General features: G+C 32.2%; 24 protein-coding genes. 4 read left to right on the plus strand and 20 right to left on the minus strand.

The window, feature by feature from the left end; genetic code table 11:
* Positions 1-53: 53 nt before the first annotated feature.
* The 9 genes from PTA89_RS05100 to PTA89_RS05140 form a co-directional block, all read right to left on the minus strand.
* Entirely contained in the window at positions 54-1,061 is a 1,008-nt protein-coding gene (locus tag PTA89_RS05100; RefSeq protein WP_324177017.1) for an NADP-dependent oxidoreductase, read from the minus strand.
* A 224-nt stretch (positions 1,062-1,285) separates the two neighbouring features.
* Positions 1,286-1,594, minus strand: a complete 309-nt coding sequence (locus tag PTA89_RS05105; protein WP_134354662.1) for a CHY zinc finger protein — start codon at positions 1,592-1,594, stop codon at positions 1,286-1,288.
* Positions 1,575-2,036, minus strand: a complete 462-nt coding sequence (locus tag PTA89_RS05110; protein WP_081509443.1) for an Rrf2 family transcriptional regulator — start codon at positions 2,034-2,036, stop codon at positions 1,575-1,577. The genes PTA89_RS05105 and PTA89_RS05110 overlap by 20 nt, the downstream gene beginning before the upstream one ends.
* 62 nt (positions 2,037-2,098) lie before the next feature.
* A complete protein-coding gene (locus tag PTA89_RS05115; protein WP_324177018.1) occupies positions 2,099-2,944 on the minus strand; it encodes an SDR family oxidoreductase in 846 nt (281 codons plus the stop codon).
* Positions 2,945-3,096: 152 nt separating this feature from the next.
* On the minus strand, positions 3,097-3,429 hold the full coding sequence (locus tag PTA89_RS05120; protein ID WP_095758573.1) for a hypothetical protein: 333 nt from the start codon (positions 3,427-3,429) through the stop codon (positions 3,097-3,099).
* Complete coding sequence (locus PTA89_RS05125) at positions 3,426-3,941, minus strand: GNAT family N-acetyltransferase (RefSeq protein WP_081534641.1); 516 nt, start codon at positions 3,939-3,941, stop codon at positions 3,426-3,428. The genes PTA89_RS05120 and PTA89_RS05125 overlap by 4 nt, the downstream gene beginning before the upstream one ends.
* A 19-nt stretch (positions 3,942-3,960) precedes the next feature.
* Positions 3,961-5,331, minus strand: a complete 1,371-nt coding sequence (locus PTA89_RS05130; RefSeq protein ID WP_276489535.1) for an RsmB/NOP family class I SAM-dependent RNA methyltransferase — start codon at positions 5,329-5,331, stop codon at positions 3,961-3,963.
* 8 nt (positions 5,332-5,339) lie between these two features.
* Positions 5,340-6,317 (minus strand): ABC transporter permease, encoded by a 978-nt coding sequence (locus tag PTA89_RS05135; RefSeq protein ID WP_324177019.1) that lies wholly within the window; start codon positions 6,315-6,317, stop codon positions 5,340-5,342.
* A gap of 8 nt (positions 6,318-6,325) precedes the next feature.
* Positions 6,326-7,099 carry a prolyl oligopeptidase family serine peptidase gene (locus tag PTA89_RS05140; protein ID WP_003710272.1) on the minus strand — a complete coding sequence of 258 codons (774 nt, stop codon included), beginning with the start codon at positions 7,097-7,099 and terminating at the stop codon, positions 6,326-6,328.
* Between the two features lie 147 nt (positions 7,100-7,246).
* Between PTA89_RS05140 and PTA89_RS05145 the strand changes: the two genes are divergently transcribed.
* Positions 7,247-8,056 (plus strand): Cof-type HAD-IIB family hydrolase, encoded by an 810-nt coding sequence (locus tag PTA89_RS05145; protein ID WP_324177020.1) that lies wholly within the window; start codon positions 7,247-7,249, stop codon positions 8,054-8,056.
* Positions 8,057-8,096: 40 nt separating this feature from the next.
* On the opposite strand, the gene PTA89_RS05150 is transcribed toward PTA89_RS05145, so the two are convergent.
* The 3 genes from PTA89_RS05150 to PTA89_RS05160 all read right to left on the minus strand — a co-directional run bounded on the left by PTA89_RS05150 (position 8,097) and on the right by PTA89_RS05160 (position 10,272).
* Positions 8,097-8,624, minus strand: a complete 528-nt coding sequence (locus PTA89_RS05150) for a GNAT family N-acetyltransferase (RefSeq protein ID WP_095758569.1) — start codon at positions 8,622-8,624, stop codon at positions 8,097-8,099.
* 19 nt (positions 8,625-8,643) lie between these two features.
* The gene (lysA, locus tag PTA89_RS05155; RefSeq protein WP_324177021.1) at positions 8,644-9,936 is read right to left on the minus strand and encodes a diaminopimelate decarboxylase; all 1,293 of its coding nucleotides are present in this window, start codon (positions 9,934-9,936) and stop codon (positions 8,644-8,646) included.
* A 144-nt stretch (positions 9,937-10,080) separates the two neighbouring features.
* Positions 10,081-10,272 carry a 2-hydroxymuconate tautomerase gene (locus tag PTA89_RS05160; RefSeq protein WP_255320015.1) on the minus strand — a complete coding sequence of 64 codons (192 nt, stop codon included), beginning with the start codon at positions 10,270-10,272 and terminating at the stop codon, positions 10,081-10,083.
* Between the two features lie 129 nt (positions 10,273-10,401).
* Here PTA89_RS05160 and PTA89_RS05165 point away from each other — a divergent pair, with 129 nt between their 5' ends.
* The 3 genes from PTA89_RS05165 to PTA89_RS05175 all read left to right on the plus strand — a co-directional run bounded on the left by PTA89_RS05165 (position 10,402) and on the right by PTA89_RS05175 (position 13,644).
* The gene (locus PTA89_RS05165) at positions 10,402-11,826 is read left to right on the plus strand and encodes a C69 family dipeptidase (RefSeq protein ID WP_324177022.1); all 1,425 of its coding nucleotides are present in this window, start codon (positions 10,402-10,404) and stop codon (positions 11,824-11,826) included.
* A 12-nt stretch (positions 11,827-11,838) separates the two neighbouring features.
* Complete coding sequence (locus tag PTA89_RS05170) at positions 11,839-12,735, plus strand: hypothetical protein (RefSeq protein WP_324177023.1); 897 nt, start codon at positions 11,839-11,841, stop codon at positions 12,733-12,735.
* A gap of 72 nt (positions 12,736-12,807) precedes the next feature.
* Entirely contained in the window at positions 12,808-13,644 is an 837-nt protein-coding gene (locus tag PTA89_RS05175; RefSeq protein ID WP_324177024.1) for an AraC family transcriptional regulator, read from the plus strand.
* A gap of 29 nt (positions 13,645-13,673) precedes the next feature.
* Here the strand turns inward: PTA89_RS05175 and PTA89_RS05180 are convergent, their stop codons facing one another.
* The 8 genes from PTA89_RS05180 to PTA89_RS05215 all read right to left on the minus strand — a co-directional run bounded on the left by PTA89_RS05180 (position 13,674) and on the right by PTA89_RS05215 (position 25,438).
* Positions 13,674-14,132: a YczE/YyaS/YitT family protein gene (locus PTA89_RS05180; protein WP_456152078.1), complete on the minus strand. Its 459-nt coding sequence runs from the start codon at positions 14,130-14,132 to the stop codon at positions 13,674-13,676.
* Between the two features lie 140 nt (positions 14,133-14,272).
* Complete coding sequence (locus tag PTA89_RS05185) at positions 14,273-16,510, minus strand: alpha-galactosidase (RefSeq protein ID WP_324177025.1); 2,238 nt, start codon at positions 16,508-16,510, stop codon at positions 14,273-14,275.
* 329 nt (positions 16,511-16,839) lie between these two features.
* The gene (locus PTA89_RS05190) at positions 16,840-19,800 is read right to left on the minus strand and encodes a DEAD/DEAH box helicase (protein ID WP_324177026.1); all 2,961 of its coding nucleotides are present in this window, start codon (positions 19,798-19,800) and stop codon (positions 16,840-16,842) included.
* Positions 19,787-20,209 (minus strand): (deoxy)nucleoside triphosphate pyrophosphohydrolase, encoded by a 423-nt coding sequence (locus PTA89_RS05195; protein ID WP_003700413.1) that lies wholly within the window; start codon positions 20,207-20,209, stop codon positions 19,787-19,789. Before PTA89_RS05195 ends, PTA89_RS05190 begins: the two co-directional genes overlap by 14 nt.
* Positions 20,210-20,422: 213 nt before the next feature.
* Positions 20,423-21,169, minus strand: a complete 747-nt coding sequence (locus tag PTA89_RS05200) for an EAL domain-containing protein (RefSeq protein ID WP_324177027.1) — start codon at positions 21,167-21,169, stop codon at positions 20,423-20,425.
* Between the two features lie 100 nt (positions 21,170-21,269).
* The gene (locus PTA89_RS05205; RefSeq protein ID WP_081559667.1) at positions 21,270-22,130 is read right to left on the minus strand and encodes a GGDEF domain-containing protein; all 861 of its coding nucleotides are present in this window, start codon (positions 22,128-22,130) and stop codon (positions 21,270-21,272) included.
* Positions 22,117-24,189, minus strand: coding sequence for a cellulose biosynthesis cyclic di-GMP-binding regulatory protein BcsB (locus tag PTA89_RS05210; protein WP_324177028.1), 2,073 nt, complete (start codon positions 24,187-24,189; stop codon positions 22,117-22,119). Before PTA89_RS05210 ends, PTA89_RS05205 begins: the two co-directional genes overlap by 14 nt.
* A gap of 1 nt (position 24,190) precedes the next feature.
* A complete protein-coding gene (locus tag PTA89_RS05215) occupies positions 24,191-25,438 on the minus strand; it encodes a glycosyltransferase family 2 protein (protein WP_324177029.1) in 1,248 nt (415 codons plus the stop codon).
* Positions 25,439-25,440: the final 2 nt, after the last annotated feature.

Here is a 25,440-nt window from a genome sequence, read left to right on the forward strand (position 1 = left end):
AATTTATTTAAATACAAATCGATTACTTGCTTTTTATTGTGCAAATTTTTATCTTATCCCACTACATCTATAATCACCACCTTACCATTAGCGTGGCCAGTTGCTACATAATCACAAGCCGCTTGTAAATCACCAAAGTCAAATTCTTTATCAAGTCTGACTTTCAATTTCTTATCTGCAACTAATTTACCCAATTTCTCTAGTTGTTTTCCATCAGGATGCATGAATAGAAACTCATAATCTGCTTTATCTTTTTGGCTAGCTTTCCTTATCTTGTAACTACCTAGCTTAAATAACTTTTGCCAAATTATATTCAGGCCGTAACCTTTAGCAAATTTTTCATCTGGTAATCCTGAAACAGATACTACTTTCCCGCCTGGCTTAACTACTTTAAACGAGCGTAATAATGTTTCTTGTCCAATAGTATCAAAAACATAATCAACCGGTGGGCAAACTTCAGTAAAGTCACTCTTATGATAATCTATAACTTGATCAGCTCCTAGAGAATACAGCCAAGCATGATTACGTTGACTCGCAGTAGTAATAACTGTTAGGCCCTGCATCTTAGCCAGTTGAATCAACAAGCTTCCTACTCCTCCAGCCCCTGCATGAATTAATATCGATTGTCCACTCTTAGCTTTCATTTTCTCGAATAGTGCTTGGTAAGCAGTTAAACCAACTAATGGCAATCCTGCTGCTTCTTGGAGTGTCAATGCTGATGGAACTACAGCAAGATTATTTTCTTCATCAACTAAATACTCACAAAAAGTTCCAATTTGTTTCTTGCTGATGCGACCAAATACTAATTGTCCAATTTCTACTGATTTAACATCTGCCTCAATATCTTCAACAATTCCCACATAATCATTACCCAAAATAAGTGGCATTGAAAAATGTAATAATGGACGTAATTTCCCAGATTGGATTTTCAGATCAACTGGATTAACACTTGCTTTGAGAACTTTGACTAAAACTTGTTTAGCTGAAGTAATCTTAAGTTTAGGTAGTTGACCTAAAGTTAACTTTTCTTGTCCATAATGTTCAATGTATGCTGCTTTCATTATCTACCTACACTTTCTCTTTATTTAATCAAATTAAACAATTAAACTATTCTACCCACAAGTTATTTCCCTATTGAGAAAGAAAATCGAGACGAAAGCACAAAAAAATAGCCTAAAACTCATGCTTCTCACAACATGATTTTAAGCCATCTTAAAAATTATTGTATTTTACATTTAAACCTAATAAAAGATAATTAACGACTTTAAACTAACTGAAATTGGTCTTAGTTTTCAAAATATATTTCATAATGCAATTTACATCGCGGATTAAACCCATGATGACAATTAGGACATGCACCACTTGTATATTCGTCAAAGTCCAATAAACGTCGACATACGCCACACATCACAGGATAATCGCCTTTATTGCTTGCTACAAATTTATGATCTTCCAGGCTATCATGGCATTGATAACAAGCATAATATTCATCGCATTGACTACATTTTAAAGCCGCAATGTCTGCATCTTTGTGGTAATGTTTACATCGCCCTGCAGCATCTAGATTAATGCCCTTAATCAAGGGTGTCATCATCGCCACCAGCCTTCTGTTTCAATCTTTCGCTCTCTAGCACTCCATCAATTACATCTTGAATACTAATCTGGCTCATCTCTAACTCTGCAGCATTTTGCACTCTCTGATATACTTCTTCCAATGTATTTTGGATATTGGCACCTACCACACAATTAGGATTAGTCTTAGGATCAACATGTAACAAACTAGCTGTTGATGTAATTGCACGATAGACATCTAAGACTGAAATTTCACTTGCTGGCTTTGCTAAACTTGCTCTAGCTACTCCCGGCTGATTATTTAATAGCCCTGCTTTTTTTAATTTTGACATTAAATTTCTCACAACACTAGCATTAGCTTCAATACTTGCCGCAATTCTAGCACTGCTTAAATCATCATTTTTGTATATATCAACATATGTTAAAATATGAATTGCATCGCTTAGTTTATATGAATGTTTCATCGCTATACCTCTCAAATCTAACTTTCTTCATTTTAACAAAGGTATAGTTAATACTCAACAAATTAGCGACCAATAACTTCTTTAATTGCTTCTGGCAAAGCTTTTAATTCATGACCCAATACATCTACCAAATCAGAAGTTTCTTCTGTAAGTTCTCCTTGCTTGATTAGATCTTGAATCATTAAAATGAATCCAATTGTATTTTCGTCTAGACCAGCTTTTTCTAAACCTGCCTTATAGTCTTCACTAGCAACATTTGTTACTGCGATTTCCTTACCATAGACTTTGCCGACTGCCTTAGCTAAATCTGCATAGTTTCTACTTGCACCAGCAAATTCATAGACATCTTTTGTTTCATCGCTAACAAGTACTTTTACTGCACCTTCTGCATATTCACGTTCTAATGCCCAACCTACTTTACCATCACCAGCAGCATAAACAATATCTTCCCCATTTAAGAAACCGGCTTCGTTTTCTAAATACCAGTTGTTACGCAAGAATGAATGTTTAATGCCACTTTCTACGATTAATTTTTCAGTTGCGGTGTGATCACTAGCTAATGCAGACTTAGCTTGATCAGCATGTGGGAAACTTGTATATGCCACAAATTTTACTTTTGCTTCTTTCAAAGCATCTACTACATTTGTATGCTGTTCTAGACGGGAAATTTTACCACCCGGTTGAGACGAAATAAATAATACCTTATCTAGTCCTTCAAAAGCTGAAACTAAACTATTCTTATCATCATAATCACCTTGACGAATTTCAATATCATCAGGAAGTAATTGCTTAGCTTTTTCTAAGTTACGTGCAATTGCGACAACATTGTCTGCTCCTACCAAACCTACTAATTCCTTAACTGCTACTTGACCAAAATGACCAGTTGCTGCTGTAATACCATATTTCATAATTATCTTCTCCTAACTTATCTTTTAAACTTGTTGTTTTATAATCAATAACTATAATATACAAGCCTGTTGTTTTAATGTCAACAACTAAATACAAAAAAATAAGAAGTGAATTACAATAACTATCGTAATCACTTCTTAATAAAGCTTTTTTAAACACTTATTTGTTGAAACATTATAAAACCTGCCATAATAATGATAACTACTGGCAATGCTAATAATCTGTACTCTCTTGGTAATAGCTCTGGTAAATTATCCAATTTATTTTTTACACGCCAGTTCTTTTCTATTAAAATAATACTTTCACCCATAATTAATATCAGCAGTTCCCAGAGAAATAGCTGATATTTGTTTCCAAAACTATCAGGAATATTATCCCTCACAAAATGCGTACCGATTACTTGAGGCGATATTCTTAAATAGTAGAATACTTCTAATAATACAATTAAATATGATAAACGTATTAAAAGTTTAAATTTTTTCATAATTCCTTCACCAATATATAATCCGTTTGTATATCATCACCTAAAATAAAGTCATGTGATCCAACTTTTTTGAAACCAGATTTTTGATAGAAAACTTGTGCCTTAAAGTTATTTTCCCAAACACCTAGCCAAACTTGCGGTTTCTTTAATTCTTCTGCTACTGCTAACGCTTGTTGCATCATAGCTAGACCAATTCTTTTTCCTTGATATTTTTGCAATACGTATATCCTTTGAATTTCTAGTGCTTCTGGATAATCTGGTTCTGTTTGAGCTGCACCAACATTCAATTTTAAATATCCTGCAAGTTCATCCTCAAAATAACAGAAATAATAAAATGATTCTGGATTTTCCACTTCAGCTTTTAACTTATCAAAAGCATATTCTTCACTAAGAAACTTCGCCAAATCTTCAGCAGTATTTTGACTACCAAATGTTTCAGTAAAAGTTTGCTTAGCTATCGCTTGTAATGCTTCAATGTCTTCTACGCTATTGCTTATTTCTTTGATACTCATAGTAGTCTTCCTTCCTCCCTTAAGCTTGAAATCTTAATCCTTTAGGGAAAAAGTTCTTTATAGTTCCATTAACTAATTTGCCAAATGCAAAATTCTTTTCTTCACAACGTAATAGATACCAGCCATTTTTTCTAGTGTTACCACTCAAAAATATAGTGTTACCTGATACGTATTCTGCCCATTTACCTTTAGACAATTCAATTACATTTTCTTCAGCAGCTTCCTGTACTGCTAAAGCCAAGGCATAGCTAGGTTCAAAGCGATTCTTCTTGAAAGTCCCCAACATCAAACCTGGTCGAACATATTTCAACTTATTTATATCCAACCAATTTTTATTGTAATAGTAAAGATAGTCGCCATTAATACGTAAATCTTGATCAGCAAAGTTCAATTCCTGACTTGAAAAATCGGCTACAAATTTGTGCCATAAGTCCAACTCATCAGTTGAAATAGTTTTACTTTTCTTTTTCTTCTTAGACTTCTTTTTAGCTACACTTGCAGCTTCCCCGTTAAATTTTAACTTAGCTAAAAATTGACCTTCACCTTCAAAATGATGTGGCATCAAACGAATTGTTTTAGCCAAGTCTTTATTGCCATCTGCAAATTCTGGACGTCCACTGTCCATACCATCATACTTAGTAATTGGTTCCAAAGTTAAGTCATAATTTTCTAATAACCAAGCTACAATTTGTTCATCTTCTTCTGGAGCAAACGTACAAGTCGAATAAACCAACTCGCCACCTGTTTTGAGCATTTTCATCGCTTCTTCTAAGATTAATTTCTGGCGATGAGCACATTCATCTGGATAATCTTTATGCCAATACTTAACCGCACTATGGTCTTTACGAAACATACCCTCTCCAGAACAAGGAGCATCAACAACAATTTTATCGAAATACCCCTTAAATACTTTCGCGAGATTATCAGGAGATTCATTAGTGATAATTACATTCTTAGCACCTATGCGTTCCATATTTTCTGCTAAAATTTTGGCTCGCTTGGTATTAATTTCATTACTTACTAATAAGCCTTGATTATTGAGTTGTTCAGCAAGTTGCGTTGATTTTCCACCGGGAGCTGCACATAAATCTAACACTTTTTCTCCCGGTTGTGCATTAGCTACCGCTGCTACATACATCGCACTTAAATCTTGACTATACACATAGCCTGCTTGATGTTCAAGTGAACGTCCACTTACTTTACCAATAAATCCATCTTGAGCGAAAGGAACACTAGCAGTTAAATCATAATCTACATCTTTATAATGACGTTTTAAAGGATTTAAACGAAAACCTATCACACTTTTTTCATCCAAACTAGCCAAAAAATCTTCAGCTTCATCTCCTAATAAATTTTGATATTTCTCAATAAAATCTTTAGGTAAATCCATTCTCTAATCTATTCCTTTACTTGTTTTTTTATCCTATCATAAATTGTTAAGTAACAAACGATACTTCCCGTTATTAACATTAAGGTGTTAAAAATAATAGTTCCAGTATAACTATATAGCGTAAAATATATTAAGCCTAAAATTGTCCCTGCACTCATTCCTACAAGTGCTAAAATTGTAAAGACTTGCCATTCTTGGAAAGTGGCACGATTAACCGTTGCACGTTTGATAACATATCTTCTCTTGTAAGATACACCCCATAAAATTGCTTCTGCCAAGAAAGCTACAAAAATAAACAATAGCGCAACTAATTTACGAACTAAGGAAGTTAACCATACACCCTTAGGAATACCCAATGAGTTAGTAAACATTGTCTTAACTTCTTTGGCACCTAAGACATGTTTAATAACTTTTGCATCTAAAGGCTTTTCAGAATCTATCACAATTCGATAATCCTTACTTGTTAAAGTCTTTAAAGTTGAAATTGCACCTGAAATAAAAATCTGATCATCTAAACTTGAAGAGCTTCGTTTTTCTCCCATAACTCCTAATACTGGCAAATAACCTGAGTTTACTTTTAAATAATCTTGATCTTTAGGTTTGTATAGTTTTTTAGCAATATTCTTTCCTACTAAAGCTACTGTAACTTCTGAATTAAAGTCATTATCAGCAAAAAAGCTGCCAGAAACCATTGGTGTAGTACTGTAATCACCTTTTCCAAAGAAATAAGTTAGATTACTATTCTTCTTATCTTGATAATGAACTTGAACATCATCAATTTTGCTAGAGTTAGAAATCTTATTATTAATATCTTCCAAAGAAGTTGTTCCTTTCATCACTACTTCATAGGCGTTTTGTGAAAGGTTATGATTGTTCAATTGATTAACAATATCGCGTTCTTGAATCTTAAAGAACACCCAAACACTACAAAAAGCTAATAAGCAGACATATAAAATGATCAACAACTTATTTCTAAATATTCTCATAATTCTGCTTACCTCTTACCGACAAACTTTTGATAATATTGATTAAATTTATTTGCCATTTCTAAAGTTGTTTCTTGGCTGACTTTATGACCCGCATTCTCTGTTGTGGTTAAAGTAACATTTTCTGTATAACTTTTACCTATATTTTCGCGATAAAAGTCCACCGTATCTTGGTAAGGTACCATTTTATCTGCTGTACCATGCCAAAAATGAAGCGGACGACTAGCTAATTTTTCTAAATTCAAAGATAAATCAAATGGTTCTAAAGCTGAAATTTGCTTATCAACTTCAGTATCAGGCATTCCTTTAACTTGTGTAGCCGCATCAACAACTAATTTCTTCGCAAATTTAACTGGTTTAGGACTACCCATTAGGCAAACTCCTGCATTTACCCATGGATATGTTGTCATTAAAGCGTTAGTCGTTATCCCGCCCATTGATAAACCACTAACTCCTACAAAACCATCTTTAATTCCAACATTTTCACGATAGTAATCAACCAAAGTTGGAAATTCCTTAACTGAATTTAAGACAATTTTCCAAAATTCAAGAACATGCCCTTTTACATCGCCCTCTTGACGATCTCCATGATATAAAGCATCCGGTAAAATTACTCTAAATCCTTTTTTAGCAATTTCATAACCTTGAGTTAAAACTCTTTCTTTACATCCAGTCCAACCATGATAGAAAAAGACAAGTGGTAATTCTTCACCTAATTTCTCACTATCGCAAATTTCTAGGATTGGTAAATCATTAATTTCTTTTGTAATAATAGAAATCATGAACTCCGCCTCTTTTCTTACTATATAATGAATTAATTATACAACGAACTCTTTACTTCTCTCTAGTATTTCTAACAGCTTTATGTTAAATTTAAAACGTTACTGTTTTTATTACAGGTAAAAATTAAGATTAAGGACGTGAATAATTTGGAAAGAAAGTTAATTGCGATTGACTTAGACGGAACAACTTTAAATAACGAATCTAAAATTTCATCATATACTAAAGAAATTTTACAAAAAGCTGCCCAAGCTGGCCATATCGTTTCAATCGTGACTGGTCGTCCTAATCGTATTTCTGAAAACTTTTACGATGAATTGAATATTCCTACTCCGATGATTAATTTCAACGGTGCTTTAGGACATATTCCACATAAAAATTGGGATAAAGAATACATTGAAACTTTTTCTAAAGATATCGCACTTGATTTAGTAGCTGAAAAAGAAAAACTTGGAATCAAGATTGTCGCTGCTGAAAGTAAAAATTATGCTTTAGCTGATCAACCTAATAATATTATTCCAGATTTCTTTCCAGCAACTTTGAAAGCAAATGAAGTCTTAAATGCCATTAACTTGCAAAAAGATCCTTCTGCGATGACTATGTTAGTTGATGAACACAGATTACCTAATATTGTCGAAACTTTAAAAGCTAACTTTGGCGATAAGATTACAGTTGGCGTTTGGGGTGGCAAAAATCCAATTCTTGAACTTTCCCCTAAAGGTGTCAATAAAGCTAAAGGTGTTGATTTCTTAGCTAAGACATACAATATTGATAAAAAGAATATTATTGCTTTTGGCGATGAACATAATGACGCTTCTATGATTGACTATGCTGGTTGGGGTGTCGTTATGCAAAATGGAACTGATAAACTAAAATCACTCGCTAACGATATCACTGAATATGATAATGAACATGATGGCCTAGCAAGATATCTTGAAAATCACTTAAAATTAGCATAATGCAAAAAACGATTTCTATATTACTAGAAATCGTTTTTTCTTATCTATTTTCCCATTCTTCACGTAAAATACCATATTTTACGGAATCATAGTAAGTATTTTGCCAATACCTAACTTTTCTTATTCGTCCCTCACATTTTAGACCTAATCTATCAGCTAACTTCATCATACGCTGATTTCCAGACCAGGTTGTGAGTCCAATATGTGGTAGTGGAATTCGTTGAAATAATTCATCAATCCAAAGTTCCAGGGCCTGGTGTCCAATCCCTTGACCCCACTTCCGCTCATCATAAATCGCTAAACCAACTTCTAACCAACGTTTTAAATACCCATCATCATAATAAGCAGAAACTGAACCAACCATTTTACCATCAACATAGATTACCTTTCGCATATCACTTTCAAGATAATCAAGTTCCCCACCAGCTATCCAATCTTTTCTAGTTGGATAGTGATTATCGAAATAAGGCCCATTCCAATTTCGCCATTCTGCTTTAGGATCAGAAAAAGCCAGCTTCCAAAACTCAAGCGAATGGTTCATATCTAACTTTTTTAGTTCAACTACCACATGCTCACTTCCCAGTTAATTAAAGAATTTCATTGCGAATCATATCTTCGTAACTTTCACGTTTTACAACTAAACGAGCTTTACCATCTTCAACAAAAACAATTGCTGGACGTGGATTACGGTTATAGTTACTTGCCATAACATAGCCATAAGCACCAGTTGATAACATCGCAATCACATCGCCAGGTTCTGTCTTAGGAAAATCATAATCCTTAATCAAAATATCTCCAGATTCACAGAACTTACCTACAATTGAAGCGTTTTGTGCAATTGGTGCATTAGGATCCTTAGCTAAAACAGCATCATATTTGGCACCATATAAGGCTGGGCGAATATTGTCACCCATACCACCATCAACTGCGACAAAACTTCCAACACCTTCAACATCTTTACGTGAACCAACTGTGTATAAACTTACACCAGCTTCCCCTACAACTGAACGACCTGGTTCAATCCAGATAGCAGGCATTGGATAGTTTAATTCCTTACTCTTTTCTTTGACTGCTTCTACAATGATCTTAACAAAGTCTTTTACATCTAATGGTTCGTCTTGATCAGTATATCTAATTCCAAAACCACCACCAAGATTAAGTACTTCAGCTGTAAAATCATATTTTTCCTTCCAAGCACTTAAGAAGTCCATCAATTTCTTAGCTGTTTCTACAAAACCAGCAGTTGCAAAGATTTGTGAACCAATATGACTGTGGACACCTAGTACTTTAAAACGAGGGTTAGCCAATGTTTTTTCTAATGCTTCACTTGCTTGTCCACTTTGTAAATCAAAACCAAATTTAGATTTAGCTTGACCTGTTGAGATGTATTCATGAGTTTCAGCATGGATACCTGGTGCTAAACGCAATAGGATATTAGCTGTCTTATTCTTTTCTGTAAGTACTTCATTTAATAAATCAATTTCATAAAAATTATCAACAATTATATAGCCAACGTTGCTATCAACTGCCATTTCTAATTCAGCACGGGATTTATTATTGCCATGAAATTCCAACTCTTGTGGATCCATTCCACCTTTTAAAGCTGCATAAAGTTCTCCGCCAGAAACAACATCGCTTCCAATACCACTCTTAGCCACCAAGTCATACATGGCTAAACTTGAAAAAGCTTTACTAGCATAAGAAATGTGATATTTAACATTTTCTTCTTCAAAACCTGCTTTAAACTTTGCAATTTGTTCTTTGATTTTAGCAACATCATAAACAATTGTAGGTGTGCCAAATTTTTTAGCTAGTTCTAAAGAGTCAAGTCCCCCAATTGTGTAATGTCCTTCACTATTTACTGGAATTTCTCTTTTCATAATTATAGTTAATTCCCCTTTCAACTAATTGCACAAGATGTATTTTTATTAATTCTAACATATTGATAATCTTTTTCCCACTTAATTTTAATGACAATAAAAAAAGACTAACTTTCAATAGTTAATCTCTTTTATAATTATTAATTATTTTTCTTCACTCTTTAATACACCAGCAACACTGTAACGATTCTTCTTCATTTCACTTAAAACAACATGTACGTGTTCTGCTGGAGCACCTGTATTCTTAGTAACTGCATCTGTAACATCTTTTACTAAGTTCTTTAATTGTTCTTCTGAACGACCTTCAATTAATTCAATATGTACTAATGGCATAATAGTCCCTCTTTTCTTAATTAACTAACTTAATTAAATCAAAAAAGCTATTACTTTTCAAATTATTTTTATCCATTCTTGCGATATGTTAGAATTAATACAGTAATAATATTTATACAAGGGGCGAAAATTGTGAAAATTCAAAAAAAATTATCTGCTTGTACTAGTATTTTAGTTGGGAAAAAAGCAATGGCCGACAATTCAACTATCATCGCTCGTAATGAAGATGCTAAAACTGCTTGGCCTAAACATCTTACTGTTCATGAGCATAAAGAATTCGAAGAAGAGCAAGTTTTTGTATCAAACGATAACAAGTTTACAATGCCACTTCCTAAGGTTAGATTTAGATACTCTGCTACTCCTGAATGGACTGATAAGTTTGGTTTATTCGAAGAAGATGGAATTAATGAATATGGTGTAGCAATGAGTGCTACTGAAAGTGCCTACTCCAATCCACGTGTACTTGGTGCTGATCCACTCGTTGAAAATGGTATTAGTGAAGAAGCAATGGTGACCGTTGTTCTTCCATATATTAAGTCTGCACGTGAAGGTGTTGCACGTCTAGGAAGCATTATTGAAAAATATGGTACTAGTGAAACAAACGGTGTCCTCTTCTCTGATGAAGATGAAGTTTGGTACTTTGAAAGTGGTAGTGGTCATCATTGGGTTGCACAACGTATTCCAGATGATTGCTATGCAGTAGTAGCTAATCAATTAGCTATCCAAAAAGTCGATCTTGACGATCCTGATAATTTCATGTATTCCAAGGGTATTGTACAATTTGTATACCAAAATCATTTTGAAGTTGATTTTGATAATTTTAACTTCCGTAATGTCTTTGGTACACATGAATATAGCGATGAAATTTATAGCACTCCTCGTGTATGGTACGGTCAAAAATACCTTTCTGGTGATAATGATCAAGATCCAATGAGTGAAGAATTACCTTTCATCCGTAAAGCTAATCGTTTACTCCATTTAGATGATATTGCCTATGTATTAGGTTCTCACTACCAAAATACACCATATGATCCATTAAACAATGATAATGCTGATGGTCATAAGTTCCGTCCTATTAGTTTGGCTGCCACTCAAGAATCACATATTCTACAAATCAGAAGTGGTATGCCTGTTGATGTACGTGGTATTCAATGGTTAGCAATGGGTGTAACTGCTCAAAGTTCTTATATTCCATTCTATCCTGCAACTACTGATGTCCACCCTGCATACAAAGTTGGTAGTGAAACTTATGATGACAAATCTGCTTATTGGGTATATAAATTAGCTGGCGTCCTAGTTGATGCACATTACAAAGAATTTGGCAAAATGCTAAAAGATACTCAAAAAGAAGTTGCAATCTTACTTAACAATAAAGTTCATGAAATTGACGCTAAAGCTCTTACGCTTTCTGGTCAAGAACTAAGAGATTATCTGACAACAGAAAGTATTGCTTGCCAACAAATTGGTCTTGATAAATATAATGAGTTGATAGCTAAACTAATTACAGCTTCAACCGCCCTATCTCCATTATCATTTAAAGTTGATGTCAATCTTTAATGAGGTCATACTATGGAATATAATTTTGAAAACAAATTTGTTGAAACTGATGAAACAATTATCTTTTTCAACAATTATATTAATGTTGATAGTCCTAAAGAGAAATTTGTAATTATTAGTTACTTATCAGCTGATAACTTAGCTTATTTGCAGCAAGCAACTTTACCCGCAAAAACATTTGTATCTCAAAATTTATTTTTACTATTACAAAAATTAACTAAATTTGAACTAATAGCTAATTTAAATTTAGATCTAAAGGTTCTTCCTTATGGATTCGCTGTGCCCGTTGCTGATTTGAAAATTACTGCACTCAATAACGATGATGGTTTATGGGGATCAATAGCTCTCTATTTGGAACATGATCATCAAAAATTAGGCTATGTTGCTAAATTTGATATTCATGGAATCCACAAAAAACGTATTAAAGCTTGGAAAAAGTTCTTTTCTCAACAAAAATTAGACTACTTGATTTTAGGTTATCAAGATCGCGATGATAGTGATAATTATCTCTCTAAAACTGGCCAGTTAAAAAATATTGAGAAAACTTTAGAACAAGCAGATAGTACTCAAATTTATTTGGAAATGACTCCTTTTGATCCTGAACAATTGGTAAAAATTGACGATTTAGCACATCGTCTAGATTATCAAATTAAGTGGCTACCTGGCTATGCTGAGTTAATTTCTTATTTCAAACAACTTGACTTTAAGGAAAGTTCTTCTTCTACAATGGATAAAATTTTAATCCAACGTGAATTTCAACCGTATACTTCTGCAGATCTAGTCATTAGTTCTCCATTATTAACAAAAGATGGTAAGATTGATTTCACGAAAAATTTTGCTTATCCAACTGAAGCTGAGCTAAAAGAAATTTTGAAATATATCGCAGCTAAACAAGTATATTTTGTTTAATGCTTTAAACTAGACTGAGAATTTTCTCGGTCTTTTTTATTATTTTATGCTATGATTAATCGTGGTGATTAAATGGAAAAAGCAGTTTCATTAAACTTTATTTCAGTTCCAAGTGATCAATTACAACTAGCAAATGTAGGACGCTCAGATACATTGAGTGGACATAAGTATGGACCAGCAGTTAGACCATATTACCTTATCCACTATATCTTAGCTGGTTCTGGAACATTTAAAACTGATCAATCAATCTACAAATTACATGCTGGACAAGGTTTTCTAATTGAACCAGGACAAGAAACGACCTATATTGCCGATAAAAATACACCTTGGTCTTATGTGTGGATTGGCTTTTCTGGTAATTTTGCTGATCAACTTATGCAGCAAATTCCACTAAATCAACGTGAACCAATCTTCAGTTTAAATGATCCCAAACGTTTAATTGAGTTAGTTAATTTATTGTTATTAAAGTCAGTTAATTCAACAACAAAGAAATTACTCAATCTTAGTTATTTGCTGGAATTTTTGAGTATTATTTCCAATGCTACAATTATATCTCGTGAGTCAACCTCTTCTATTTCTGATGTTTATGTTGAGAAAGCTATTTCTTTAGTCAATAAAAACTTTCCTAACATCTCAGCTGCTTCATTGGCACAAATGATCGGACTAGATAGAAGTTATCTGGGTAAGAGATTTAAGAAAGTAACAGGAATGACCCTTCAAACCTATTTGAAAAATTATAAAATTACACAAGCACGACATTTAATTGAATCAACAAATCTTTCTTTGCTTGAAATTTCTCAAAGATGTGGCTACCAGCGAGTTGACTCCCTGGCAAGAACTTTTAAAGCTACCTATGGTTTAACACCTAGTGACTTTAGACTACAACAAAAAGAGCTTCTAACATTATGATTTTCATTAATGCTAGAAACTCTTTTTTACTATCTTAACAGTGGCTCAGAAACATGATTATTAAACCACTGAATCATAGGTCCCATAAAGAAAGCTGTAATTAAGATTCCTATTCCTACAGTAGCCCCAAAAATTAAACCTATTGTTACGCAAAAACCATCTGTTATAATTCTATGATATTTAAAAGGTAGTGATCTATATTTATCTGCAAATATTAAAGCAATTGCGTCATATGCTGATACACCTAATGCTGCTGTAAAATATAGCGAAGCTGCTAAACACATTAATCCTAACCCTGACAGTAATAGTATAATTCGAATTAAATATGTTGGAGCTTTTACAAAACCATTCAAAAAAGCTAATGCATAGTCAGCTATTATTCCTGTTAACAGTAGATTAGCCAGTGTGGTGTAGCCAAGATAATTTCTTTTTAAGAAGATTACAACAAGCAATAAAATAGAAGTTACTATTAAGTAATAAAGTTCCATAACTACTGCCAAAAATATTGGCAATTCCCGTAACAAAGCAACTAAATGGATCCAAGCCTAAAGATGAATCTTGTAAAATTCCCACAGAACAACCACATAAAGTTATTCCAGATATTGCCATTATGCGTTTTTTTGTCAGTCTAGTCACTTAATTCCCCACACCTTTCTAAAATAAATAGTTTACTATAAAAATCAGTTGTTTCTTGATTTTGACCAGCAGAGGCATCTGTTGTAACCAAACCTATATTAGCTAACTCGTCACCAGTAAAATTACCTAAGTATGAACCTAATTCTTCTTGGACATTATATAGAGTATCTGCTTCTAATCCTGGCAAGTATAATCGTCTGTATTCACAATTTACATCATTTAAAATCTTATAGTATCCCACTATTGCTTGTGATTTATCTTCAGATACAACCATCCAAGATACAATATTTCCTTCAAAAGGACTCTTTAAGCGATAAAAAGTGCCATATTGGAATATACTACGATATTTTTTCATAAGTTCGATTTGTTTCTTAATACTTGCTAACTCTGTTGAACTTAATTTATCTAAATCAAGTTCATATCCAAAAGCTCCAAAGAAGGCAACATCTCCCCTTATCTTCAATGGTGTATTTCGTCCGAGTTGTTCATTAGGTGAAGCTGAAACATGTGCTCCCATCATACTTTGCGGATATCCAAAACTCGTTCCATACTGAATTTTCAAACGCTCAATTGCATCGCTATCATCACTCGTCCAAGCTTGTGGAGCATAATATAACATTCCAGCATCAAATCTCCCACCACCACTTGCACAAGATTCAAATAGAATTTTGGGATAGCGTTCAATTAAACGTTCATATAAATTATAGACACCTAAAATGTAGCGATGTATGATTTCTCCTTGTTGTTCTGGAGGATAAGCTATTGAATAACATTCAGTAATATTACGATTCATATCCCATTTAATATAATCTATTTCATCTTCATCTAAAATCTTAACTAACTGCTCATAAATATTATCAACTACTTCTTTCCTTGAAAAATCTAAAACGTATTGTTTTCTACCATGTGAAGCGTGTCGTTTAGGTGTTTCAATAATGTAGTCTGGGTGTTTTCGATAGAGATCACTATCTTTATTGACCATTTCCGGCTCAAGCCATAAACCAAACATCATTCCCAAGTCATGAATTTTCCTTGATAAACCTGAAATTCCATTTTTTAATCGATTTCGATTAACGTACCAATCACCTAAACCTGCTGTTTCTTTTGTTCTCTCTCCAAACCAACCATCATCTAATACAAATAATTCAATTCCCAATTCTTTTGCTTTCTTTGCGATTGATAATAGCTTTTCTTCAGTAAAATCAAAATAAGTAGCTTCCCAATTATTAATCAAAATTGGACGTTCTTTATCTCTCCAATATCCTCGAGCTAACCTCGTCGTATACAATTTTTGGAAAGTCTGGCTAAGTTGGTTTAATCCTTCGCTAGTATAAGCTAAAATTGCTTCTGGTGTTTGGAATGTTTCATTTGGCTTTAAACACCAACTGAACTGGAATGGATCTATTCCAATTTGTAAACGAGTTACTGAATATTCATCTACTTCTGCTTGGGCTAAAAAGTTACCACTATATACAAAACTAACCCCTAAAGCTTCACCTTGTTCTTCTGTCGTAAATGGTCTTTTTAGGATAACAAAAGGATTCTGCATATGACTTGAAGCACCTCTAGCACTATTTATTGCTTGAATTCCTGGACGTAAAGGTGTCTTATGTAAGTGTCTTTCTCGACCCCAAGCACCTGAAAATTGTAACCATTCATAATTAGCATCGGGCAAATCTAAATTTAAACTTAGTGCTGTTTTTAATTGATATTTCTGATCGCTATCATTACTAAACTTCACACTTCTAGCAATTGCAGCACTATTTTCAAAAATAGTATATTGTAAGCACAATGTAACTTTAATTAATTCATCATACAAATTTATTTCAAGTGTAGTTGCTTCACTTTCATTTTCTACATAAGTTGCTGGCAACCCCGTTAATTTTCTCTTTCCAGCATAAATTTTATGAGAAACATATTTAAAATCAGTAATTCGACTGCCATTAGGTTGTTTTATATCAAGTGCTGGACGTCGTTGATCTGTCGTACCATAAGCTGGATATTCTTGTTTTACGTTTCCTAATGAAAATGAATAGTCATCATCAAAAACATAGGAAGTAACTGGGCGATATGTATTCTCTACTAAATAGTCATGATTTTCTCTGTTAGGAATACGCTTTCCAAAATACAATTGTCCTAACTGTTCATTAGCTAAAATTTTAATTAGATAACTAATTTTGTTATTATACAAGTGAAACTCTCTGCTTTTTTCATTATATGTAATTGGCATACTAATTTCCTCCTGACTTATATCTTCTAACCACTTTAAATATAACGAATCTTACATCTAAATGTTCCGCTATTTGCGACTTAGAAACTGCAAAAAGCGTACTCATTTCATTGCTCAAAATTCATTTTCACAATAAAAAATACCTCATAACTGTCAGTTTTACCTAACAATTATGAGGTACTAAATTATAATTTCATGAATAAAATTGGATAAAGATTTTTTGCTCATATATTTCAAATCCTTCATAAACCTTAACCCATATGCTCATAAAAAATTTGCTTGTAAATTTTATTCATTAGCAACTAAATTCTTCTATATTTTTTCTTTGTTTACTCATTACTTCTTTCCGTTAACATTCTGTATCTTGCAAGTGATACTGGTATGTCTAACTTAAGATCATACGAAACAATTGGTGTATTTACTAACTTACCTTTTTTATCTATTTCTCTATATTCTTGTTTCAGAGAATCAACTGTTACTTTACCTGTTCCTAAGTAAACAAACGCATCATCATCTTCAGCATCTGATCTCTTTACGAAAAGTAAATATGTTAATTTGGGGTTCCCTTCACTAACTCCAGCAAACATCTTTAATGTTTCACCTTGTCCTAATTTCCTTCCATTTTTTGTATAACAATGAATTTTGCTATTAGATATAAATCTATCTTCATACTTAATAGAATCATCTATATCATTACTCTTCACATAAGTTACAAAGATTGGACAATACCCATTTTCAATGAAATATCCCCCTATACTTTGAGCTGGTATTTTTCTCTGCCAATTCAATAATCTATTGACGTCTGATCTAGTGTATCTTTTTTCTATCGTAAAGATATTTTCCTTATCATATTTACGAGCATTTAATAACCCAGCCTTGATAACATCTACAAAGAGATTTTTAAAGCCATGATTATTTTCCAATGATTTAGAGATTTCTTTATTGAAACGATATTCTTTATTATTACTGATTTCAATTAATGCTTGCCCACCTAATTTAGCGAATTCTGTTTTATTTTTCTCTTTATCGTTCTTCTCATCATAACTTTTAGGTTTGTAATACTCTAGAGTTAGAATTCTTTCCACACTATCCAATACATCATCATTGCAATAACTTCCATTATCAACTACTAGTTTTTCCAACTCTGATCTAGAACTCACACCATTGTCTAAAAGTTTTTGCAATAACAATAATTCGTGTATTCTTTTTCCACTTAAAAATTCTGATGTAATAAAAGTAAGGGTCTTATCTAAATAATCATTTTCCCATGAATAAGCAGCGTCCTTATCAACCTTAAGAAGAAAATCATTATAATTACCTTTTTTATTCAAAATAGACAAAATAGCTTGTGAAGCAACCATGTTATTCTTTATAAAATCAGTTATCAATGGTATTTTATTCAAACGTCTCTTTAATTCTTGATAATCTTTTTTTATTTCTAAAGTAAAGAGATTTTTCTTTCCTCTCAACTGTTTCAAAATTCGTTTTTTCGCGACTAATTCAAAATTAATTGTCGATAAACCTTCTATTTGTCCAGTTTCAACGTGTTCTCTAATGCCTTCACGTGTCCTAGATTGGTCACCTGTCAGCGCTACTGGTATCAAATAATTATTCTTGTAGTTACCAATGAAATCTATAACCGTTAAATATTCTTTTCCTTGAGCTTTTCTTAAACCTCGACCTAATTGTTGAACAAATACTATTACAGATTCTGTTTTTCTCATCATAATTACCTGATTTATAAAAGGAATATCTATCCCTTCATTAAAAATATCTACTGTAACTAGATATGTTAATTCTCCATTTTTTAGTTTTTCAATAGCTTGTTCACGTTGTTCTTGACTATCTTCACCACTTAACATTTGTGATGGATATCCATTTTTGGTTAATAACTTAGCAATTTCATCTGCTTCTTCTTTTCTGCTAACAAAAACTAAGCCATGGAGTACATCGCCATCATAGCCATAATACTTGCTTTGTTCCATGACATATTTTACTCGTTCTTCACTAACCAGATATTTCAAATTAGTATTATCATCAATAACTTCGCCATTGTATGTATAATCAGATACACCTATATAGTGGAAAGGTACTAACATTTCTTCTTCCAATGCTTCTTGTAATCTAATCTCATAAGGAACATTATAGTCAAATAATTCATAAATATTCTTATCATCACTTCGTTCAGGTGTGGCTGTCATTCCTAACAAGAAATCTGGAGTAAAATAGTCTAGTAATTTCCCATATATTTTACTTCCAACATGGTGAGCTTCATCAATTAAAATATAATCAAATTCATCTCTTTTAAACTGATTCAAATTTTCAGCTTTACTCAAAGTTTGGACAGTTGCAAATAAATATTTTGCATCAGTATTTTTAGTATTTCCAGATAATATTCCATAGTTTGTTTTCTTATCTCCACCTAATACTTTATGGAAACTATCTAAGGACTTCTTTAGTATTTGTTCTCTATGAGCTACAAATAAAAAACGCTTAGGATTATAATTTTTCACATCTAAAGCAGCTAAATATGTTTTACCAGTCCCTGTTGCAGAGATAATTAAACCCTTTGTTTCTCTCAAAAGCCTTAATTTTTGTAGATTTTTCAATGCCTCTTTTTGCATCTTATTTGGTTTAATTATAGAGTAATTACTGTTATCTTCATCTACCGATTGAGAAACAACTTTTATCGCAGGTTTATTTTGAATCTTGTATTTTTTCTCATACTCATCAATCCACTCAGGAGATAATTTGCTAGCTCCTTTCCATTGTTCCTCTATTTCTGAAGCTATGTCTTCTGTGAGTTTTCCGTTATTATGAGAAGTAAAAAGTAAATTCCATTCCTTATTTACTTTTAAAGCACCAGCAGTAAAATTAGAACTTCCCACTAGCGCAGACTGATAACCTTCATGTTGAAATAGATAGCCTTTCGCATGAAATTTACCATGATTCTGTTCATAGACTCTTATTTCAACATTTGGTAGCTTTAATAATTCTCTAAACATCTGAGGTTTATTAAAGTATAGATATGTAGATGTCAATATTCTTCCTTGAACATTCAGATCTTTCAAAACTGTCTTTAAAGAATTAAGAATACCACTCTCAATAAAAGCCACCGCAAATGTAAAAGATTTACAATGTTGAACTTCATCCAAGATACGATTATACATTGTTTCATCTTTGGTATTAGCAATTAATTTGGCAGCATATTCATCATTTTGTTCAAATGTATTTTTGTCCAAAAAAGAATTCAAAATTGCATTCTTTATTTTTTGGTTAGTCGACTGCATCGAATTTTACCCCATTTAAATTTGTTTTACTTATTACTTTAGCAGCAGGAATATCTGCTGGAGCCCAAGTTAATTTTGAAACTTCTGCCGGATCAATCCATTTTACCTCACTATGGGCAATTAAATCGAAATTCTTTGACAAAAATTTAGCATAATAAACTGTCAAATGTACTGTTCCAAATTCATATTCATAGCTTGCTGTTTCGGTAACTTTTTCTCCTACAATAATCTCATCATTAAACTCTTCTTTTAACTCACGCTTAAGACTTTCTTGCGGTAGCTCACCTTGTTCAATTTTGCCACCAGGAAATTCCCATAAGTCTCCTAATATACGATCACTATTTCTCTTAGTAACTAATAATTTACCATCTTCTATTAGCGCAGCTCCAACAACATAAATATTCTTCATAAACTTTCTCCTAATCCAATTATTAATCTATTCTAAGAATACCAGCTTTATTTTAAAAAGTTAATACTAGGATCGATATTTGCTGCCTACCATTAGTTACCATATACATACATTACAAAAATAAAAAAATTCGACTCTCAATCTTGCATTCACAAAATTAAGGGTCGAACTTATATTTTCATTTAGAAACTATTTTCTAGTTTCTTCTGCTACTTATTCAAATTCTTTAAAACTATGTACTTCTTTGGGACTTATATAATCTTGAGGTACTTGCCAGAAAAATCCTTGTTGCAACTTGATATTGTGGCACAACATCTCTTTAGCTGCGATATTATCCTCAATACCTTCAATTACCAACTCAACATTATTGGTCTTAGCAAAATTTATCCAAGACATAATGAAGAGATTTTTCGTCTTTGAGTCTGTGCTATCGTCATTAAAAATCAACAAGGATAACTTAACCCTATCAATATCTTTAATATTTTCTTGAACAACTTTAAAACTATATTGTCCAGAACTAATATCATCTAAAGCTACACGATAGCCTAAATCTTTTACATGCTTAACTGTATCAATTAAACCCTTTTTCAAGTTTAATTCTTGCGATACACGCTCTGTAATTTCAATTGTAATTTGTTGGTTGTACTCAACCATTTTATCCAAAAAATCCCAGGTTGATTGATACAAAAATTGATGTGGGTCAATATTTATATCTACTCTAACTTTTTTGTCTGTTAAAACTTTCTTTATTTCAGAAGCAAACCATTCCCAAAACATTTGATTACAACTTTCATTATTTACAATCTTTTCAAATATTGCAGCAGGGAAACTCTTTTTGTCCTTCGACCGCAACAATACCTCGTAATCAGATATTTCAAATGTATCTTCACTAACTATTCTGACTATAGGTTGAAATGCTAAAGTTAGATTATCCGGCGCTATCTTTAAAGTAGAATTCATTCCATCTCCCCCCTCTAGTCAAATCTAATCCCACTATCTAAATTATATACTTATATTATCATTATGTAAATAATTTCAATATACAATTCAACTTATATAACTAAACATCGTATTGAAGTACATGCTGAGCAGAGTCAATAAATTGGCTGACACTCTTTATCTTATCTTCATTGTATTCAACAACTCCAATAGATATTTGAATATCATACTTTCCTAATTCCTTATCTTCACGCAGTAAAGTAGTTACTCTTTGCTTAATTCTATCCATCGCTACCATCGCTCCATCATAATCCGCGAATAATAGAACTCCCCATTGAGGTACACCACCTACACCATCAATACTGTAAACAATGTCATTATTTCTAAAACTCTCAGATAAAATATCTGATAATCTTTTGATCAAATGATGTTGTTGTTCTTCAGTTAAAATATTCATAATTTGATGGAAGTAACGAATTGAAATTATTCCCGTTGAAACAGGAATATCAAAACGTTTATGAGTTTCAATAAATACTTCTGCGTCTTGACGATAAGATCTCATGGTACGCAAGTCTGTTTCACTATTATATCCCAGATTACGTGCATTACTTTCTCTAAGACTTAGATTTTCTTCTTGTAGTTTTTGAAGATTTCGTGTCATAAAGCTTACTAATAATGACCAAATCAATGGTAAGAAAATCCAAACAATTAACCATAAATCTAGTTCTTTTCCTAAGACCACATCTGCATATAAAACATAACTTCCCTGAATAAAGACAAACAGTAAATTAAAGATTAATCCAGCTAATAGGCCGAGAAAATAAGTAATCAATACTAAGAAACAAGTAATTGCTAAGAAAATACAATTCAAAATCATCAAATTAGATGAAATTCCAACGAAAATAGCTGTCATGATTGAACAAACTAACAACAAGATAATATAAATATCAGTATTTAAACTATAATTCTCATTTCTTCTCATTATTTTTATCCTTTCTTAACAGATTATTTTTCCATAGAACCATAAAGATTGCTGCAGCTAGCAAAGCAACAAAGATTAAAGCAATTACTAAGTAAATGATCAACTTGGTATTCTTGTGAATTGTTTGTTTCAAAGATACCTTCTTATCTAAATCAGCTTTCTTCTTGAAACGATAATTATAAATATTATTATCATTATCAACTACAATTGCATCGCCACCATGTTCAACAATTGTCTTTTGGTAATTAATTTGAGTTGAAGCTAGATAAACGTCTTTAGATGTGATACCTGTTACAACTAACATACCTCTCTTATCATTGTAAGGCGAGCGCAATAATTGAGCTGTACCCATTGTCTTACCATAATCATATTCGATACTCAATTTTTCATTAGAGATAAAGCTTGTATATTTTTTATTATATTGGAAATAAAGTTTGTCATTTAAGTTCTTAATCATAGAATTTTGACTAGGTGTTCCCAATACGATTACATTACTGTTCTTTAATGTTTCATCATCAGGTTGTTGACTATAGAATTCAATTTTTCCAGTATTACTCTTAGCATAGATACCAATCAAATTGAAAATATTAGATAATGCTTCAAAATCATTTGTTGTCATCTTTCTAGGCTTAACAACTGCTAAGTTACTATAAGTATTGTTTCTGATGAATAAACTTGGATAATTTGAAAATAGGATGTCGTTCTTTTCAATAGACTTAACAAAAATCTTTGAGTTAGTATTGATTGCTGCCCAAGGTGTTTCACTATTATCTGACTTAGTAATTTGACTTGGTTCTAAATCAAAAGCTACTCTGACAGAAAAACCACTACCTATTTTCATATTATTAGGAATATTGAAGGTTAGCTCATCATTATCAGCATTATCTTTAGTTAACTTATAGCTGCCAATGTTGCAGTTATTGATATATACAGTTGCTAAAGAGTTGTTAAAATTCAAGTTCTTTGAATACTTCAAACTCAATTTTACCTTACTACCATAGGAGTTGCTTTGACTAGCTGGTAAAGCAACAAAGAATGTTTCTTCGTGATGTCCACTTCCAGTTAAAGTTGCTCCTTGATTAGTCAATTGGTAACTGCCATCGTAATGTAAGCTTGACATATAAGTTGCTGTCTTAGAGCTCACATACTTAACTGGCTTTTTAGTTTCTGTCATCAATTCTGTATTAGCTATAAAACGAGTTGCTTTTTGCAACATTTCATCATCTAAAGCTGTTATTATCAATGTGTATTTATTCTTACTATACACTAATCTTAAACAACCACGATTTTTCAATTTATCTACCGAGAATTTACTCTTATAATTCTTAGGTAAATTATCATATTTAGCGATAATAACGCGATAATCCGCGTCCTTAACTCTACCATCATTGTATGGCAAGATTCTAACCTTGTCTGTATCTGTTGCGATTGTTCTAGTTACCCCTGTTAAAGCATAAGTTGCAGCTGACAATTCAGCATCACTAGGTTGTTGAGGAACTGCAATAACAGATTGTCCAAATGAAATAGTATCTGCCCCTGAAAAATGATTATAGAAAGACTTCAAATAATAATCTGGTTGCTTTAAATTATATTGGAAGTTAACATTTGACTCTTCATAAATTGTTAACCAATTAGCAGGTGTCTGTACACTAACCGTTGATTTGTCAGACTTATTTAAAATTTGTCCGTAAATTTTAAGATTATTTGCCCCTTTAATTAAGTTTAGAGGAATATCAATTTGCTTAGTTTGAACACCATCTTTTATTTCAGGTCTAAATGAGTAAAATTTAACCCCATTAATTGATACTGTAATGTCAGATGTTTGATCATCAGCAATTTGTGAAACTTGGTAACTCAAGTTTAAAGTTGCTTTCTTAACATCCCAGTAATCAATTTTTGTAAAATATGTATTATCTGATACAGATTTTCCTGAAAGAGTTTGTGTTGAATTTTGAAATGGTTGCGTATAACTCTTCATGTCATCTGCCTTAACTTGTGTACACCACGAAATTATCAAAACTAACATTGATAAAATCGTAATGAATAATTTTTTCTTCATTCTATTCATACCTCTGTGTTTTATACCATTTAGCTTTTTTATGAAAAATTTGTTCTTGAACATACATGATCATGCCATAAAAGGCTACTATTAACCACATTTGACTATAGACTAGATACATCAAAACAATGATCAATAAATTTTGGAGCGTCATCTCACCCTTTTCTGTTGTAATAGTTATAAAAGTTCCTAATACAAATAAGATAACCGCAAAGAACCATAACCAATTACTAAAACCATTAATTGATGTATGAACTAATCCGGATACTGATAAAATAAAAACCGTATCTGAAATAACTAAAGATGTCATTAATAGAAAATAAATTGATAAAAAGTATATCAAATCAAAGCGAATAGCCTTACTCTTAGGATTAAATAGTAATTTCAAATTTTTTAAAATCACATAAATATTACCTTTAACCCATCTCGTTCTTTGTCTAAACCAAACCACAAAAGTTTGTGGCTCTTGTTCCCAGGTAACAGCTGCCGGTTGAAAATTAATGTGATAACCCATTAAATAAGTTCTAAAACTTATTTCTGTATCTTCAGCTAGGGCTTTTACGTCCCAACCACCAATTTTCTCCAGTAAACTACGACGAATAACAAAATTAGTTCCTGGTATTGTACATAAATTAAATAGTTTTTTTCTACCTGCTTGTGCCATCCATTGAAATGACAAAGTCTCAATATTAATAAATCGTGTTAATAAGCTAGCATTCTTATTACGTGTTCTGAATTTTCCAATTACTGCTCCAGCTTTATCATCAGCTAATAATTCAGATACTAAAATACGTAATGCCTGTTTTTCAGGAGTATTATCAGCATCATAAACTGCGATAATAGATCCTTTGGCCTCTTTTAAGCCAATATTTAAAGCATTAGACTTTCCTTTTCCCCCAGTTATATTATCAGTATTGATAATTTTAAGATTTCGGTTGGGATACTTACTTTGCACCTGTGCTAAAAGCTCGGCTGAATTGTCAGATGAATTATCATTAATTACAATAATTTCATATTTATCTTGAGGATAATCCAATGCTAGCAATGATTTTACCGTTCTAACAATTACAATACCTTCATTATGTGCAGGAACCATAATTGTTACAAATGGTGCATCTGCTGGTAATTTATCATGAACTTTCATTGTTAAATAATTCATATAACCAGCAAAAATCAAGACAACATTAACCGCTAAAATTGTCCAAATTGAAAAAATACTGATAAATAATAATATATCAAGTAATGACAACT

Origin of the sequence: Ligilactobacillus salivarius (assembly GCF_035231985.1) — a bacterium.
Lineage (GTDB): Bacteria > Bacillota > Bacilli > Lactobacillales > Lactobacillaceae > Ligilactobacillus > Ligilactobacillus salivarius.